At 51.3% G+C, this 15,690-nt stretch carries 13 protein-coding genes; 5 read left to right on the forward strand and 8 right to left on the reverse strand.

All coding sequences use genetic code 11. The annotated features are described in order from the left end of the window. Window positions 1–78 precede the first annotated feature (78 nt). Window positions 79–1,230 (reverse strand): 3-phenylpropionate MFS transporter, encoded by a 1,152-nt coding sequence (locus BBI15_RS02730; protein WP_068872038.1) that lies wholly within the window; start codon window positions 1,228–1,230, stop codon window positions 79–81. A gap of 124 nt (window positions 1,231–1,354) precedes the next feature. Here BBI15_RS02730 and BBI15_RS02735 point away from each other — a divergent pair, with 124 nt between their 5' ends. Beyond that, window positions 1,355–2,221: a M15 family metallopeptidase gene (locus BBI15_RS02735; protein ID WP_237150900.1), complete on the forward strand. Its 867-nt coding sequence runs from the start codon at window positions 1,355–1,357 to the stop codon at window positions 2,219–2,221. Between the two features lie 745 nt (window positions 2,222–2,966). On the opposite strand, the gene cls is transcribed toward BBI15_RS02735, so the two are convergent. From cls to BBI15_RS02760, 5 genes are all read right to left on the reverse strand, one after another. After that, a complete protein-coding gene (gene cls / locus BBI15_RS02740) occupies window positions 2,967–4,424 on the reverse strand; it encodes a cardiolipin synthase (RefSeq protein ID WP_068872043.1) in 1,458 nt (485 codons plus the stop codon). Window positions 4,425–4,607: 183 nt separating this feature from the next. Further along, the gene (locus tag BBI15_RS02745; RefSeq protein WP_068872045.1) at window positions 4,608–5,438 is read right to left on the reverse strand and encodes a squalene/phytoene synthase family protein; all 831 of its coding nucleotides are present in this window, start codon (window positions 5,436–5,438) and stop codon (window positions 4,608–4,610) included. Window positions 5,439–5,593: 155 nt separating this feature from the next. After that, on the reverse strand, window positions 5,594–6,313 hold the full coding sequence (locus tag BBI15_RS02750; protein WP_237150901.1) for an HAD-IIB family hydrolase: 720 nt from the start codon (window positions 6,311–6,313) through the stop codon (window positions 5,594–5,596). After that, window positions 6,258–7,520 carry a glycosyltransferase gene (locus BBI15_RS02755; RefSeq protein ID WP_068872049.1) on the reverse strand — a complete coding sequence of 421 codons (1,263 nt, stop codon included), beginning with the start codon at window positions 7,518–7,520 and terminating at the stop codon, window positions 6,258–6,260. The genes BBI15_RS02750 and BBI15_RS02755 overlap by 56 nt, the downstream gene beginning before the upstream one ends. A 494-nt stretch (window positions 7,521–8,014) precedes the next feature. Beyond that, window positions 8,015–8,866 carry an MBL fold metallo-hydrolase gene (locus BBI15_RS02760; RefSeq protein ID WP_068872051.1) on the reverse strand — a complete coding sequence of 284 codons (852 nt, stop codon included), beginning with the start codon at window positions 8,864–8,866 and terminating at the stop codon, window positions 8,015–8,017. 148 nt (window positions 8,867–9,014) lie between these two features. On the opposite strand from BBI15_RS02760, the gene BBI15_RS02765 reads away from it, so the two are divergent. Then, the gene (locus tag BBI15_RS02765) at window positions 9,015–10,136 is read left to right on the forward strand and encodes an NAD(P)/FAD-dependent oxidoreductase (protein ID WP_068872053.1); all 1,122 of its coding nucleotides are present in this window, start codon (window positions 9,015–9,017) and stop codon (window positions 10,134–10,136) included. A 122-nt stretch (window positions 10,137–10,258) separates the two neighbouring features. Here BBI15_RS02765 and BBI15_RS02770 read toward each other — a convergent pair whose 3' ends face one another. After that, window positions 10,259–11,494 (reverse strand): helix-turn-helix domain-containing protein, encoded by a 1,236-nt coding sequence (locus tag BBI15_RS02770; protein WP_068872055.1) that lies wholly within the window; start codon window positions 11,492–11,494, stop codon window positions 10,259–10,261. Between the two features lie 223 nt (window positions 11,495–11,717). Between BBI15_RS02770 and BBI15_RS02775 the strand changes: the two genes are divergently transcribed. The 3 genes from BBI15_RS02775 to BBI15_RS02785 all read left to right on the forward strand — a co-directional run bounded on the left by BBI15_RS02775 (window position 11,718) and on the right by BBI15_RS02785 (window position 14,393). After that, entirely contained in the window at window positions 11,718–13,007 is a 1,290-nt protein-coding gene (locus BBI15_RS02775) for an MFS transporter (RefSeq protein ID WP_068872057.1), read from the forward strand. 125 nt (window positions 13,008–13,132) lie between these two features. Further along, window positions 13,133–13,987: an SDR family oxidoreductase gene (locus BBI15_RS02780; RefSeq protein WP_068872059.1), complete on the forward strand. Its 855-nt coding sequence runs from the start codon at window positions 13,133–13,135 to the stop codon at window positions 13,985–13,987. An 88-nt stretch (window positions 13,988–14,075) separates the two neighbouring features. After that, window positions 14,076–14,393 carry a DUF5658 family protein gene (locus BBI15_RS02785; protein ID WP_068872060.1) on the forward strand — a complete coding sequence of 106 codons (318 nt, stop codon included), beginning with the start codon at window positions 14,076–14,078 and terminating at the stop codon, window positions 14,391–14,393. A 35-nt stretch (window positions 14,394–14,428) separates the two neighbouring features. Here the strand turns inward: BBI15_RS02785 and BBI15_RS02790 are convergent, their stop codons facing one another. Further along, window positions 14,429–15,616, reverse strand: coding sequence for an MFS transporter (locus BBI15_RS02790; protein ID WP_068872062.1), 1,188 nt, complete (start codon window positions 15,614–15,616; stop codon window positions 14,429–14,431). Window positions 15,617–15,690: the final 74 nt, after the last annotated feature.

Genomic DNA, 15,690 nt, shown 5'->3' on the forward strand with positions numbered 1-15,690 from the left:
TCCCTTAACAGTTATGCCATATTATTCGCGGCCGCGAATTCCGTTAAGGGGGTCGGAACATTATTTTTCAATATTTTTTTAATACGCGAATCGTTTGCGCGTCAACAGCACGAGCACGACGGCTGGGAACGAAGACGCTGCCATCCCGAGGAATGAATAGCCCGGAGCGATTTCGTATAGATAGCCACCGATAAATGTCAGCAATGCGACACTCAAGCTCATGCCGAGTGCAGCGTACATGCCTTGTGCCGCCGGAATATTGAGTGGATCGAGCTTTTTGAAGATATAGCGGATAAAGGCAAAATGCGCGACGCCGAAAGACAAAGCGTGAAGCGTCTGCGCCAAGATGAACACCCACACCGACGGGAACAGGAAAATCAGAATCCAGCGAACGGTCGAACCGATGCCTGCGAGCAGGAACATCGAGGACACCGACCATTTCTCGAACAATGTATCGGCTTTGACGAAAAAGACGATTTCAAAGATCACGGCGACATTCAAGATCAAGCCGATATAGAAGCTGTTGACGCCGATATCCTGCAAGTAGATGAAGCCGTAATTATAATACGCCGCATGCGCTCCCTGAAGCAGGATGGACACGACGAGAACGGTTATAAACCCTTTCGATTTCAGCAGTTCTGCCGTGGCGCTCGGCCCTTTCTTTGTTCTCGGTGCCGGCCTCGATTGCAGCGGCACTGGGGACGCAAGCGATTGGGTGATGGCCATGAACAGCAAGCCGAGAAGCATGATCCACAAAATCGCATTTTCCTGCCAGATGGCGGTCGCTGCCCCGACAATCAATAAAGCGATTGTATAGCCGAGCGACCCGTAAGAACGGCTTTTGCCGTAATGGATGCGATCGGTCTGCATCAAGACGGTCGCCCCGCTCTCCATCGCCGGCAACAGGTTCGGGTAGATAAAGCTGAAGGCGAATGTGATGATGAACAGTAAGGTATAGGAATTGGCTGGAATGTAGAGTGCCATGGCCGCAAACGAAGCGATGGCCAAAATCTGCATCAAGCGCCCAAGCGAGAACAGCCGCGTCAGCAACGGGAAGAAAAACAAAGTCGACAGCGAGCGAGCGACCATGCCAGCCCCCATGATGACACTGGCTGCCGATACGCTCAATCCTTTTTCATTGGTCAGCCAGCCGGTCCAGTAAGGCAAAAAGACGCCCCAGGTAAAGAAAAACGCAAAAAAGTTCAAGGAAAGCCATTTTTGATTGTTCATGAATAAATCTCCACTCTTTTCCAAAAGTCTGATTAAAGTATACCGAAATATTTTCACGCCGGGGGAATTTCCCGAAAGAAAATGATAGAATGGAAAAGGAATTGACAGGAAAGTTGGCCAGCCCGTGAAAACGACAAAAAAGAAACGTGAATTCGACAAGAAATTTTATATAAAATGGATGGTGATCGCAATGACAGCAATCTGGGCAGCTATTGCCGCAGTCTGGCTCTCGATGCATAATTGGGATACTGAAGAAAGCATGAAAGCATTGGCGAGAGCCTTTACCGAACAATCGGCAGAAAGCGGGCAACAACCCCCTGCGGAGGAGGAACCGGCAGTGAAAGAAGAACAAGCAGCGGCAGAAAAAAACGACCAGCCTGAAAAGCAAGCGGAAGAACAGCCGAAAGAAGAAACGCCTGCACCGGCACCGAAAGACGCCACCGTCTATCCGGAGATCGATCAATTACCGGCAGAACCGACTATCGTGAACGGCATCCTGCTGGCGAATAAGCAGCACCCGCTGCCTGCAAGCTACGCACCAGGCGAGAACGCGAAAGCCCGTGCCGCATTCGATTCGATGGCACAAGCAGCTGCCAAAGACGGCCTGCAATTGGTCGCCTTCAGCACATACCGCGGATTCGACCGCCAAAAGCAATTATACGAAGGCTATGTCGCCAAAGATGGCCAGGCAGCAGCCGACCGTTACAGCGCACGCCCTGGTTTCTCTGAACACCAGACCGGTCTCGCGTTTGACATCGGCGAAGCCGGCCAGGAGCAGCATTGGGCATCCTCTTCCTTCGGCGATACGGCAGGGGGGAAATGGGTGAAGGAAAACGCGCATAATTACGGCTTCATCCTGCGCTACCCGCAAGGAAAAGAACAAATCACAGGGTATATGCATGAATCCTGGCATTTCCGCTACGTTGGAAAAGAAGTGGCCACTGCGATCTACAACCAGAACATCACCTTGGAAGAATATTTGGGAATTTAAATGACAAGCGAATAAATGGAACCGGCTGTTTTCCTGAAAAGGGGAAGCGGCCGGTTTTTTGTTGGATATTATTTATGAGGAAATGTCACTGTTAGATGTCTTCATCCGCTGGTATCGTCGCTTAGCTGGACTCGATAGTGAGATGAATCAGCCAATGATTGTTTCATCGCGATATAGTCGCCTCCCGCCATAAGCCAAGAAGGGCACTTGTCTTATGGCTTCGGCTCGACCGTGTCCGCGGTTCGGCTTTTAGATTTCATCGGATGTTGCGTGCGAAGGCGTATCACTGTTGATTGACTTCATCCGCTAGTGGGGACGCTTAGCTAGACTTGATAATTGCAGAGAAATTCCACGCGTTGTTCAATTTGAATTTACGAAGATGGTTAAAGTTTTTCATGCTTACTTCAGTGTATGATGAATTTCATTTCCTCTCTAAAACTAGAGATGAAGCGGAAGGGAGGCGACGCCTGGGGGACTGCGCGGGCTGGCGAGACAAATGTGCTGCGCCCTTTGCAGCACATTGGCGGGTCACCCGCCCATCTCTCGGGCAGCTGAAAGCGCGACGTCCTGTCGCATCAGCTGCATGACTCGCATCCTGCGAGCCCCAAGCGGCCTCCCTGGAGCGTAATCTCCACCTCCATACATTTTCTCTATTATTTTCCGATGAAAAGAATCCACCATATAAGCAATTCACCAAACAAAAAAAAAACGCCCTTCCAAATGGAAAAGGCGTTCACTGGTTTGATTACAGAATCGGTGCCAACAGGCGGGCGATGGATTCTTTTGTCTTGATCATGCGGGTTCTTGCCATGTACATCTCATACGTCAGTTCCGACGATAATTCCGTATCCTGCCTGAACATATCCGCAAGCTCCATCGACACCTTGTCATCGTAAATGAAGGCATTCACTTCGAAGTTCAGCTTGAAGCTGCGGACATCGATATTCGCTGTCCCGACAGTCGATGCTTCATCATCGATGACGATCATTTTCGTATGGAGGAAGCCATTGTCGTAAATGAACACACGAGCCCCTGCCCGCAGCATCTGCCCGGCATATGAATACGTCGCCCAGTAGACAAACGGGTGGTCCGGCTTGTTCGGGATCATGATGCGCACGTCGATTCCGGACAAAGCCGCAATTCGCAAGGCGTCATAGAAACTGGCATCCGGAATGAAATACGGGGTCTGGATGTAAATATATTCACGCGCCAAATGGATCAGCTTCAAATAGCCGTCCTTGATCTGTTCCCATTCCTCGTCAGGGCCGCTCGAGACAATCTGCATCGAAGTCGAGCCGTCTTCAGGTTGTGGTGGGAAATACGCTTCGTCGTATTCAATGTCATGGCGCGCGGACGCCTGGTTCCAGTCGAGGATGAAACGGGTCTGGAGCGGATACAGGGCATTGCCTTCCATCCGGAGATGGGTATCGCGCCAATAGCCGAAGCGGCGGTTGAGCCCGAGGTATTCCTCCCCGACATTGAAGCCGCCAATATAGCCGACCTTGCCGTCGATGACGACGATTTTGCGGTGATTCCGGTAGTTCAACCGGGGATTGATGATCGGCATGATGGAAGGGAAGAAGGTTTCCACTTCGCCGCCGGCTGCCGAGAATTCCTTGAAATGGCGTTTGCTCAAGCTGCGGGAGCCCATATCGTCATAAAGCAACCGTACTTTCACGCCTTCTTTCGCTTTGGCGAGCAAAGCTTCCATAATGCGATTGCCGAGCTGGTCCAAGCGGAAAATATAATATTGGATATGGATATGGTCTTTTGCCTGTTCGATATCGCGGATCAAGGCATCGAACTTTTCACGGCCGTCATTGAAGATCTTTACATGGTTATTCTGTGTCAGTAAGGCGCCATTATTGCGTAAATGCAAGTAAATCAAGTTGCTGTAATCTTTCGTGCTGACATCCTGGAAAGGGAAGGTGCCGTCATGGATTTCATTCATTTGATGGGCGATCAAGCTTTCGATCCCGATCCGTTTGCGGCCTTCCTCCCATTTGAAGAGTTTTTTCTGGCGCAGCTTACGGCCGAGCAAGAGGTAGATGAAGAATCCGGCGATGGGAACGAAGAACAACACCAATAGCCATGCCCAGGTGGAGGAAGCATCCCGGCGTTCCAGAAACACCAGCGCCGCTGCCAGGAAAATATTCAGGATGAAGGTTGCAGCAGTCAACACAGAGATGATGGTGACGGTCATGGCCATGCTCCTTTTAAGGTAATTAGTATAGTTGCTTCTAGTATAGACCAGTTGTGTAATCGAAAGAAAGGAAGAGCTGGATGGAGATTATATCCTTTTGACATGTTTTATTGTAATTAACTGTCTCTTAACTTTATGGGCGACTAAAAAAACTGCACTCTGCAAAGGAGAGTGCAGTTTTATTTAGCTGAGGCGTTCTTCTTCTTTTAATTGTTCGACAATGCCTTCAACTTCCTGGCGGCTCATTTTTTCCTTGCCGGACTTGAGCGCCTTTAAGGTGCTATGGGCTAATGCAAGCGGCACTTTGCAGAACATGAGAATGCGCTTGTTCTTAATGGATTTTACGTATTGGTCGGCTTCCGCCAGGTTTTCACGCGCATAGCTGAACATATCGTCGCGCGTCCAGCCATCCGGCACGAATGTGACACCGCGTTCATAATCTTCGTCGTAATTGCGCAGCATGTTGACGGCTTGCAAACCACGGCCGAACCCGATGGCGAGCTTTGTATCGGTTTCGGTGCCATCATGCCATCTCCAAAGGTCGGAAAGCATGACACCGACAAGCCCGGCAACATAATAGGTGTAATCGTCCAAGTCTTCGCGCGTGTGGATGACCCAATCCTTTTCGACCCATTTGGCCATTCCGCCAGCCATGATGGCCGTTGATTCGAGCACTTTTCCGCGGATTTCAGGCGGGCACACTTCAACCCAATCCGGGAGCCTCATCGTCACGGATGGCAAATAATCCGCATAAGGGGCGACAAGAGCTGCGTATTCGGTTTCGTCCATATTCGTTTCGAGCATATGTTGGATGGAGCGCAGAAGAGACGCTTTCACTTCAGCTGGAAGCTCGGGATGATCCTCGATTTCATCGATTGCGCGCATGCACAAATAGGCGGAGCCGACGGTTTTTTTCAGGATGGGATCCAAAAAGCTGATCGGAATGAAAAAGGTCCGGCTCGTTTGTTTCAGCATCGCGAGTGATTCTTTTTGCAGATTGGCGACTTTGCTCATCTTCAGTCCTCCTTTTTATAGGTTTTGAGCGTGCTTATGTACAAGGGATTCGTAAATGTCTTCCTTCTAAATATAAACGAAATGGCTGAAAAAACAAATGATTACCTATAAAGCCAAAAGAAAACCCTTTGGGAGAAACGAGTTCTCCAAAGGGTTCAGTCTACATGGAAATGGTTCCACGCCTCATAAATTCCGCCAGCACAATGGCGATTCGCCCGGAAAATGAGCGGGTGTTCTTCATGGGTCTTGAGTTCGGGCTGGGCGTTTCCAACGATGACGGAAGGAAAACCGAGCGTCAGCATTTCCAGGTCATTTCCGGAATCACCCGCCACCAAAAGTTTAGCATCGGACAGGCCGTGCCGTTCCAACAGATAACGGAGCGCCTGGCCTTTCCCGCTTGCGGGAGGCAGGATATCCAAATCCTTGCCTCCGCTGAAGATCAGCTTATGGGGCACATTTTCTGCTTCGAGCAGATTGCGGAACTGCTCGACCGCCTGTGTATCCGTGACATGGTAGGAGCGTCGGCTTATCACAGGCAAGTCCTGTGGTGTCAAGCCGCTGATTTCTCTTGCGAGCGCTTCGACTTGCCCAGGCGCCCACTCGTCCATCAAATGGGCTTCCCATTGTGCATCTTTCCGAAAATCGGGGCCTGTATAGATTTCAGTCCCGACATCGGTGACAAGCGCTTCCGGGACCGGGAGCGCTTCATCTGCAATCAGCTGCCGTGCGGATGCGAGATGACGGCCGGTAATATAGATCAAGCCGACTTCATAAGGCTGCCGCTCATAAAAATCCAGCAGTTCCTGCAGCCCTGCTCTATCACCGACTAAGGTTCCGTCCAGGTCGGTCGCTAACAAGTGTGTTGCTCCGTTCACGGATGATCACCTCATACAAAGTATTTATTTTTTTTGAAATGCTGTCCCAATTGAAATCTTTCCGTGCAATGCGCACCGCTTGGCGGCTAAGGCGTTCCACCAGAAGCGAGTTAACGGACAGCACTTCCATGGCAATCGCCAAATCGATCTCATTCTGTGCTTCGACAAGTAAACCACTGACGCCGTCCTCGACGACGTTTTTCAAGCCGCCTACTTTCGAAGCGATGACCGGGCTGCCGCATGCCTGGGCTTCAGCGGCCACCATGCCGAAGGATTCGTAGAAGCTCGGGACGATGGTGGCGGTAGCTGAATTGAACAGCAACGCCAATTGTTCCTGGTTTTTCGGGCCGACGAAACGGACATAATGTTCGATGCCGCTTACCGCTTTGCGCAATTCCGGATCTTTCGGCAAGCCTGTTTCTGTATCGATGGCATCCGGTTCACCGCCGGCAATCACCAATTCAGGCGTGTAGCGGCTGCCGCTTTTTTCTGTCAGGAGCTTGAAGGCTTTCAATAAAGTGAAGATGCCTTTCGTTGCCTCCAGGCGGCCAGCAAAAACGAAGAGGGGATCCTGGTAGCCGAATTTCTTCCGGATATGGTGCCGGCTACCGCGGACACGGAACGCCTCGTCAACGCCGATAGGGATCACCGAGATGGGAGAAGCCGCGGAAACGTTCTCTTTGATCACTTGCTTTTCCGTATTGGTCGTCGCCAGGATATGGTCGCTATGGGCGAGGATGGTTTCTTCCGCTTTTTCGCGGCGGGCATCATGCGTGCCGGTCGCTTCTTCCTTTGCCCATCCGAGCGAATGGGACGTATGGATATAAGGGAGGCCGAACTCCTCTTTGAGTTTCTTGCCGATCAATCCTGAAAGCCAGTAATGGGTATGGACAATATCGTAATTCGATAGCGGCAATAAGCGCTTCATTTCTTCATAAAATGCCGGGAGCATGGAATACATTTCGTTTTTTGAAACGAATCCTTTATAGCCGGCTTCTACACGGATCACACGGCAGTGTTCGCCGAAATGTTCGATTTGGGGCGCGTTTTCATCGCACCAGTGGGTCACGACATCCACCTGCCACCCTCTGTCTTCAAGAGCGAGTGCCAGTTGCTTGACGTAATTGTTTTGGCCGCCTGCTTGTTTTCCGCCGAGCTTTGCCAAAGGATCGCCATGGTCTGATACAAAAAGCACTTGTTTGGTCATTGTCGTTCATCTCCGTTCGTTATTCCCTCCCTCATAGAGCCGGGAGTGCATATTATATATACCCAAATTCAGGGAATGCTAAACAGGATTTCTGAAAAGTTCCAAAATTTTTGGCGGTATTAAAAAAGAGCGCTTATAGAAGCGCTCTTTCCAGGCTGTCGAGAAAGTTAAAAAGCCGTATTTTCCGAAGCTTATTGCTCGCTTTCCGTGGGGCGGGAATCGAGCCTCCTCATTCTCTGCGCTCACTGCGGGGTCTCTCAAACCCGCTGGTCCCACAGGAAAGATAAGGCCGAACTACGTGAGACCTTATCTTTGCGAAGTAATGCGCAGCATTATTGAGCAGAAGGGTTTACGAGCAAACGCTTCTCCAAATACTTAAATAGGTCATTGATTTTTGAATGTCGAAAAGATGGTCAGCTTTTAATTTAATAACCGTCTAACAGACTTCTTCAACAAGCTGAAAAGAGCGCTTATAGAAGCGCTCTTTCAATCTTTCATTTCGTGTGGACAAACTTTCCGTGAGATGGAACGGCGACATCCGGGAAATGATTCGCCAGCTCAACCAGCCCTTTTGCCAATTGAGAACCTTTCATCGGCTTGCCGTGCCCTGTGGCAGCGAAAGAAGGCTTCAAGTCGGCAAGTTTCGAAACGGACTCCCAGGCAGCGCGCCAATCCGTCGTTAAATACACAGGCGGCCCGTGCACTTCTTTTTTCTGGCGCATCACTTTATAAAGTGAATCCTGCTTGACGGTGACAAAGGCATCTCCCGCAATCAATACGCGGCCGACGTCCTTGAAGAACGAGACATGGCCTTTCGTATGGCCAGGTGTATGGAGCCAGCGCCAATTCGGCAGGTCAGGGATGCTGCCGTCTGGCGGCAATTCCACTAAATGCTCGGAAATGTCGATGGCCTTGACAGGGAAGGTCTTGGACATTTTCGTGACCATCCCGCCTTCGACGCTGGAATCCGGTTCCGGGTAATCTTCCTTGCCGGTCAGGTACGGAAATTCTTCCGGATGGGCATAAACCGGGACTGGATGCTTTTCGAGGATGTCGATAAGCCCGCCGACATGGTCAAAATGGCCGTGGGTCAATAAAATCGATTGCAATTGCTGATCCGGGCCGAAGCGTTTTTCCGCTTCTTTCAGAATCTTGTCGGCGGAATGTGGCATCCCCGCGTCCACCAATACCCAGCGCGGGCTGATGGATGGGTTGCCGATCAGGAAGACATTGGAGATTTTCGTCGTATAGCAATACGTATCGGGGGCGATTTCGATGCCCGAGCCGCTGCGGATTGACGTCATCGGCATGATTGCCTCGGTTTCAGTGCTGCGTTCCATATACATTGATTCCTCCTTAGCGATTGACTATTGAATTTTCTTCATATGGATGGTTTACCCGCTATGCAGAATTCAAATCCTGGCGGTGTTTGAGTCTGCTGGCGTGATTCGGTAGAATGGAAGGAAGATTGCCAAGGAAGCAAGGTGCATAAAAATGAAATCAATGATTATCATCGGCTCGGGAATCGTCGGGGCAAGCGCGGCGTATTATGCGGCGAAAGCGGGGAATCACGTCACGTTGATCGACCGCGCGGACCGCGGGCAGGCGACAGGGGCGGCAGCGGGGATCGTCTGCCCATGGATTTCCCAAAGGCGCAACCAGGCCTGGTACCGTCTCGCCTCGAACGGTGCCGCATACTATCCGGTACTCATCAAAGAACTTGAAGCGCTCGGCGAGAAGGAGACCGGCTATAAACAAGTGGGCATCGTCAGTATCCACGAAGAATCGAAGCTCGATAAAATGGAGCAAAAGGCGCGCGAACGCCAAGCGGGATCTCCCGAGATGGGCGAACTTGAACGATTGACGCCTGAACAAACGAAAGCCAGGTTCCCTTATGCCGGAGACCGTTACGGTTCTTTATATGTCAGCGGCGCCGCGCGCGTCGATGGCAGCGCCATCCGTGATGCGCTGATCCGTTCTGCGAGAAGTTTAGGCGCAAGGTTCATCCAGGGTGACGCCATGCTGCTGATGGAAGAAGGGCAGGCGACCGGCGTGGAAGTGAATGGGGAGAGCTTGTCGGCAGACCAGATCATTTCTGCCGGCGGCGCATGGGCGGCTGAACTGTTTCGACCGCTCGGGCTTCACTTAAAAGTCGTCCCGCAAAAAGCGCAGATTTTGCATTTACAATCAGGCGACACGGGAACAGGCGACTGGCCGGTTGCGATGGTGCCGTTCGGGCAATACATCGTGCCGTTTGAGGGCGGGCGCATCGTCGCCGGTGCGACGCACGAGAACAATACCGGCTTTGATGACAAACTGACCGCCGGCGGCATTCTTCATATTTTGGAGAAAACCTTGGACGTTGCACCGGGTCTTGCCACGGCCGAATTCACCGGGGCGGCCACGGGGTTCCGTCCGGCGACACTCAGCGCCTTGCCGTTCATCGGCCAAGTGCCGGGGCAGAAGAAGCTATTCGCCGCCAATGCGCTGGGTGCCTCGGGGCTCACGGCCGGGCCATATCTCGGCATGCAACTAGCGAAGCTGGCCGTTGGCGAAACGACGGACCTCGACATCAGTTTGTATCCAATTGAAGAAGCTTTCGAAGAAAACGAATAAGAAAAGGCAGGAGGCCCGGGTCTCCTGCCTTTTTTATATTGAAGAAGTCTATATTCTGCTGCGCATTACTTCGCGAAGCTGGGTTCTCACGGAGTTCGGGCTGCATTCATTTCGCCGGCAAGTTAATATCCATCAGCTTGCGCGAAAATTTTCCGGTAAGTTTCCAGGATGAACCGTTTATGGGGGAGCTCGGGCATCGGTTCGATCAACTCTTTCGCTTTTTGGGCATACGTTTTCGCCTGTTCGTGGTCGCCCAGCTGTTCGTAGATCAAGGCCATATACGCTTCTTTTTCATAATGCATCGCCAAGTCGTAAGGGTGATGGATGAACCGGTTCATGCGGTGCTGTTTGAAGCATTCGAGTGCTTCTTCGATCCGTCCCATCCCGAAGAGCGCCTTGCCTTTTTCCAGGAAATAAAAATCCTCTTCATCCAATAGTTGGCGCGTTTCTTCGAGCAGCCGGTCCGCTTTTTCGTACTCATGGGTGAAGGAATTCCAATAATGGATCTCGACGGCATGGGCATAAGCGGCGATTTCGGGATCATCGGAAAACTCCGCAAACAGTTTGAGCTTGCCGACATAATAATCCTTGCGTTCCAAATCTCCCGCGAGCATCGCTTCAAAGCCCGCAAGCCGGTACAGCGCATTGATCTGGTAAAAGATTTGATGCTCTTTGGAATAAGCGATCGCCTCTTCCATCAAGCGGCGGGCATTTTTCTTATCGCCAGTCGCGGAACACAGGATCGATTCGTAATAATCGAAGTCCAGTTTCTTCAGCGGGTCGAGGCTGCCCGATTGTTCTTCGATCAATTTGCGCGATTCCTGCAGCGACGCCAAAGCTTCCGCATATCGATGTTCCGTGAATTTCATGAGCGCACGGAACATATGGAGGTCGGCGACGGAATTGATCAAATGCAATTGTTCATAGATTTCTTCTGCCCGGTCAAACGCCGGCTTCCAATCATAGCGCTTCGAATGGTAGCAGCAGCGGCTGTAAATCTCGAGCAGGCGCGCCGATTCGTATCGAAACGGCAATTTCTCCACATACGGATGGATGTGTTCTGCGATTTCCGTATAAGCCCTTAGCATCTGTTCATCCGTTCCGGAGACTTTCCGGCGCTTTTCTTCGATTTCATCAAGCAAAGCGCGAAGTTCCGCGGTCGGCATCTCCTGTAGCAATTCCGTGCGGTCGATGCCAAGCCGTTCTGCGATATAGGAAAGGCTCTCCATCGAAGGGTTCGCTTTATTGTTCTCGATCAAGCTGAGCATGCCTTTCGTCAATCCATCCCCTGCAAGCGCCTGTAGGGTCAGGCCCTGCTCTTTACGTAAGCGTTTGATCCGCTCCCCTAAAGTTGCCATAAATTCACCTGCTTTTTTCTTATTTAGCTAAAATCACTGGCATGGCAGCGGCTGCCGTGCCGTTCTTGCTTTCATTGTAAACGAAGGAAAGGCGTTTTACCTGCCCGAAACACAATATGATTTTAATTAGTTTAATTATATTAAACTTTTGCTTGCAATGCGAATGAAAGCGTGATATATTTTGTTTAATTAAATTAAACTTATTGAAAAGGGAGCGAGAAACATGAACGAAGCGGGTAAAATCAAACAGGCTACGTACCATCTGTATACGTTCACCATCAGCAAACTGATTTCCACATTCGGCAGCTCGGTTTACGCATTCGGCATCAGCCTCTACGTCCTGGCTTTGACCGGTTCCGCTGTCAGTTTCGCCATCAACTTGATCTGCAGCATCCTGCCCCGGACCTTGTTTGCGCCTTTTGCCGGTTATGTCGCGGATAATTACCCGAAAAAAGCGGTCGTACTCTTGTCCCAATCGGCGAGCGTGCTGTCAGTGGGCGGGTTATTGCTCTACAGCATGTCGAACGGCTTGTCGCTGGCAGCAATTTACACGGCGACCGCATTGATTTCCGTCAGTTCCATGTTCACAAGCGTTGCCTTTTCATCCTCGATTGCCAATTTAATCGACCCGGATCGCATCCAGAAAGCGATGGGCTATAATCAATCTGCACTTGCCATCGCAACAATCGGCGGCCCGGTCATCGGCGGCATGCTGTTCGGTTTTGTGTCGATGAACGTTTTTCTGCTGATCCAAGTGATCGCCTATGCGCTTGCTGCGGCACTCGAAGCCACGATGAACTTCCGCCTCTACACGAGACGCGTTGAAACAGAAACCGTAGAAGATAAGCAAGGCGTCTGGCAAGGCATGAAAGAAGGTGCCGCCTATTTGCGGAGAAACCGTGTCATCACCGTCATCGTCACGACGGCCGTCGGCTTGAATTTCTTTTTCTCCGCCTTGATGATTGGTTTGCCGTTCATCGCCGTCCAGCAATTAAAAGTACAAGCGACACATTTCGGCTTCATCGAAGCGATGATCGCGCTCGGCATGCTGTTGGCATCGATTTATTTCTCGGTGCGCAAGGAAGTCAAATTCCCGCTGCAATTCTCTAAGCGCGCCATCATGATCATGTCGCTATTGCTTGCGGCAGTCTCCTTGCCGCTTGTCGCGGGCTTGTCGTATTGGGGAAATGTCATCTACTTGCTCGCATTGATGCTGGCGTTCGGCATCTCCAATGTCTTCGTCAACACGCCGATCGGGGTCATGATGCAAAAAGATGTCGACGAAGAATACCGCGGCCGCGTTTTCGGAATCCTGGAATCGATGGCGATGGCCATGATGCCGCTTGGCTATTTACTGTTCGGCTTGCTCTATGACTTGGTTCCTGCTCAATACGTGTTATGGGCTTGCAGCCTTTGCCTCTTGATCTTGACGGCTTACAGCATGCGCCCGGCCATCATCAGGGAAGCCTATCCGGAGCTTGCGGAGAAGTCGCTTGATAAAGTGTTATCCTGAATCAATAAAACCGCCTTGTGGAAAAGGCGGTTTTTGTTTTACACCGGCGCGGTTCCACGTTTTAGGAGAACAAGGAAGGGGAAAAGCGAAGAAGACATAATAACTGAGAAAGGTGGAGATGTACGATGAAGGACAAAGTGGAAAAAGTCCCGGCACAGCATCAGGACCGCCAGCCCGGTTTTGAAACAGAAATGGAACCGCGGCCGGATTTCCAGGGCAATCTGGCCGGTGCTTCGCAGCGTTTGCCCGGTAAAGCGGCTCTCATCACCGGAGGCGACAGCGGAATCGGCCGCGCAATCGCCGTCGCTTTTGCAAAAGAAGGGGCAGATGTGGCGATTTCCTATCTAGATGAACACGAAGACGCCGAGGAAACGAAACAGCTTGTCGAAAAAGAGGGCCGCAAATGCCTGCTCATCGCTGGGGATATCGGGGATGAAGCGTTTTGCAAACAAGTCATTTCACAAGTGATCGAGGAGTTCGGAAAACTTGATGTGCTGGTTAACAATGCCGCAGAGCAACATGTACAGGAATCGCTTAAGGACATCACGGCAGAGCAATTGGAGAAAACATTCCGCACCAATGTCTTCAGCATGTTCCACCTGACAAAAGCGGCACTGGACCATTTGAAACCTGGCGCATCGATCATCAATACGACATCGATCACCGCGTTCCGCGGCGAGCCAAGCTTAATTGATTATTCTTCTACAAAAGGCGCGATTCTGGCATTCACCCGCGCCTTGTCCGGATCGCTCGCAAAAGAAGGCATCCGGGTTAACGGAGTCGCACCCGGCCCGATCTGGACACCGCTCATCCCAGCTTCCTTCCCAGCGGAAGAGGTCGAAGGATTCGGAAGCAGCACGCCGCTCGGACGGCCAGGGCAGCCCGATGAACTGGCCCCGGGATATGTCTATTTGGCTTCAGACGACTCATCCTATGTTACAGGCCAAGTACTCCACATCAATGGAGGTACGCCATATTAAGTATTTTCAGGCATTCGATCAGTCTAATTGATCGAATGCCTTTTTTATCCATAATAAAATTAATTTACAGGGAGGAGAGGTGCGTGACATGTCCGAGCAATTGAGAACGCCGCTAAAGAAACCGATCTGGACATTGGTCGTATTGAATTTAGCGGATGGTTTTTTAACTTACTGGGGGCTGTTGGCAGGAGCGATCGAGGAAGCGAATCCCTTGCTCAGCGGGCTGCCGCCGCTTGCGATCTTTTCGGTTAAGCTATTGTTATCCGCCTGCCTTGCCGCATTCCTCTTCACCCCGCTCGTGCGGCTTGAGTCCCGGGTCTGGCGCTGTTTCCTTCTGGCTGCCAATTTCGTCTATGCTGGCATTTTGTCGCTCCATGTCATTTGGATCGCTTTATTGTATCTATAAAAAATCCCCAGACAGCCGAGCTGTCTGGGGATTTCCTATGCCGGATTTTGGCCGGCTTGTTGTTCTGTATAGCGCAACGATTTTTTGGAAGCTTTGAACAGGACGATCAAGATGATGCTGAAAATGGCCAATCCGCCCGAAAGATAATAGATGGCGCCGGATTGCATCGTGAGCAGCCACGTGAAAAACAGCGGGCCGATAATGCGCCCGAGGTTGTCCATCGAGTAAGTCATGCCGGCCGCTGTACCGTATTTGCCGCCCGCTTCTTTCGAAGTGAGCGAGACGAGCACGGTGCGCGCGAGGGCGTTTCCGGCAGTGAAGATGCTGAGTGCGACACCTGCAAACACCAAGCTGGTCGTAAACGGCAACAGCACCAAGCCTAGCGCGGTGACGATCTGTGCGCCGATGATCCATTGCGTCTCGGTGCCGTTTTTCACACGGCGGACAACGCCGCCTTGAATCGCGGCATCCACAAAGCCAGAGGCCATGAACAAATAGCCGAGCTGGAGCGGGGTAATTTGGATTTGGTCAATCTGGAACAATTGGAACGTCGACTCCAAGCCTGCGAGCAGGAACGTCACCATGAAGGAGAACAGGAACAAATAACGGATGCGGTAATGCCAAAGCGTGCTGGCGCCTTTTGGCAACAGCTTGCGTTTGACTGCTTCGCCTTTGCGGACCGGTTCTTTCAAGACGATGCTTGCATAAACCATCAACAACAGCACAAGCGCAGCTGAAGCGGTGAATGGCAAGGACAAGGAGACCGCGCCGAGCAAGCCGCCGATCGCCGGTCCAAAAATAAACCCGAGGCCGATCGACATGCCGAGAAGGCCCATGTATTTATTGCGCTCTTCATCTGTCGTGATGTCCGCGACATACCCTGTGACCGCCGTATAAAGAGCGCCCGAGAACAAGCCGCCGATAATGCGCGATATGTACAATAAGGCAAGATTATCGAGGAATAGCGAGAATAGGAAGAAGCTGAGCGCAAATCCGGCAAGGCCGACCAGGATCAGCTTCTTGCGGCCCGTGCGGTCAGATAACTTGCCCCATAGCGGCGCCGTGAAAAAAGACGAGAGGGCATATATTGTAATTAGTCCTCCGACATGGATGTCCGCATACCCTTGCTGGACGATCACTTCGGGGAGAATCGGGATGATCAAGCCGAAGCCAAGATAGACGAAAAATTGGACGGACATGAGCAATAAAATGGTTTTCTTCATAAAGGAATTCCTGCTTTCTGCAAAGACTAATGCCTTCATTTTACTCTTGTTTGCCCCTCAGAACAACGGCAGCG

Origin of the sequence: Planococcus plakortidis, from assembly GCF_001687605.2 — a bacterium.
In the GTDB taxonomy this organism is placed as follows: domain Bacteria; phylum Bacillota; class Bacilli; order Bacillales_A; family Planococcaceae; genus Planococcus; species Planococcus plakortidis.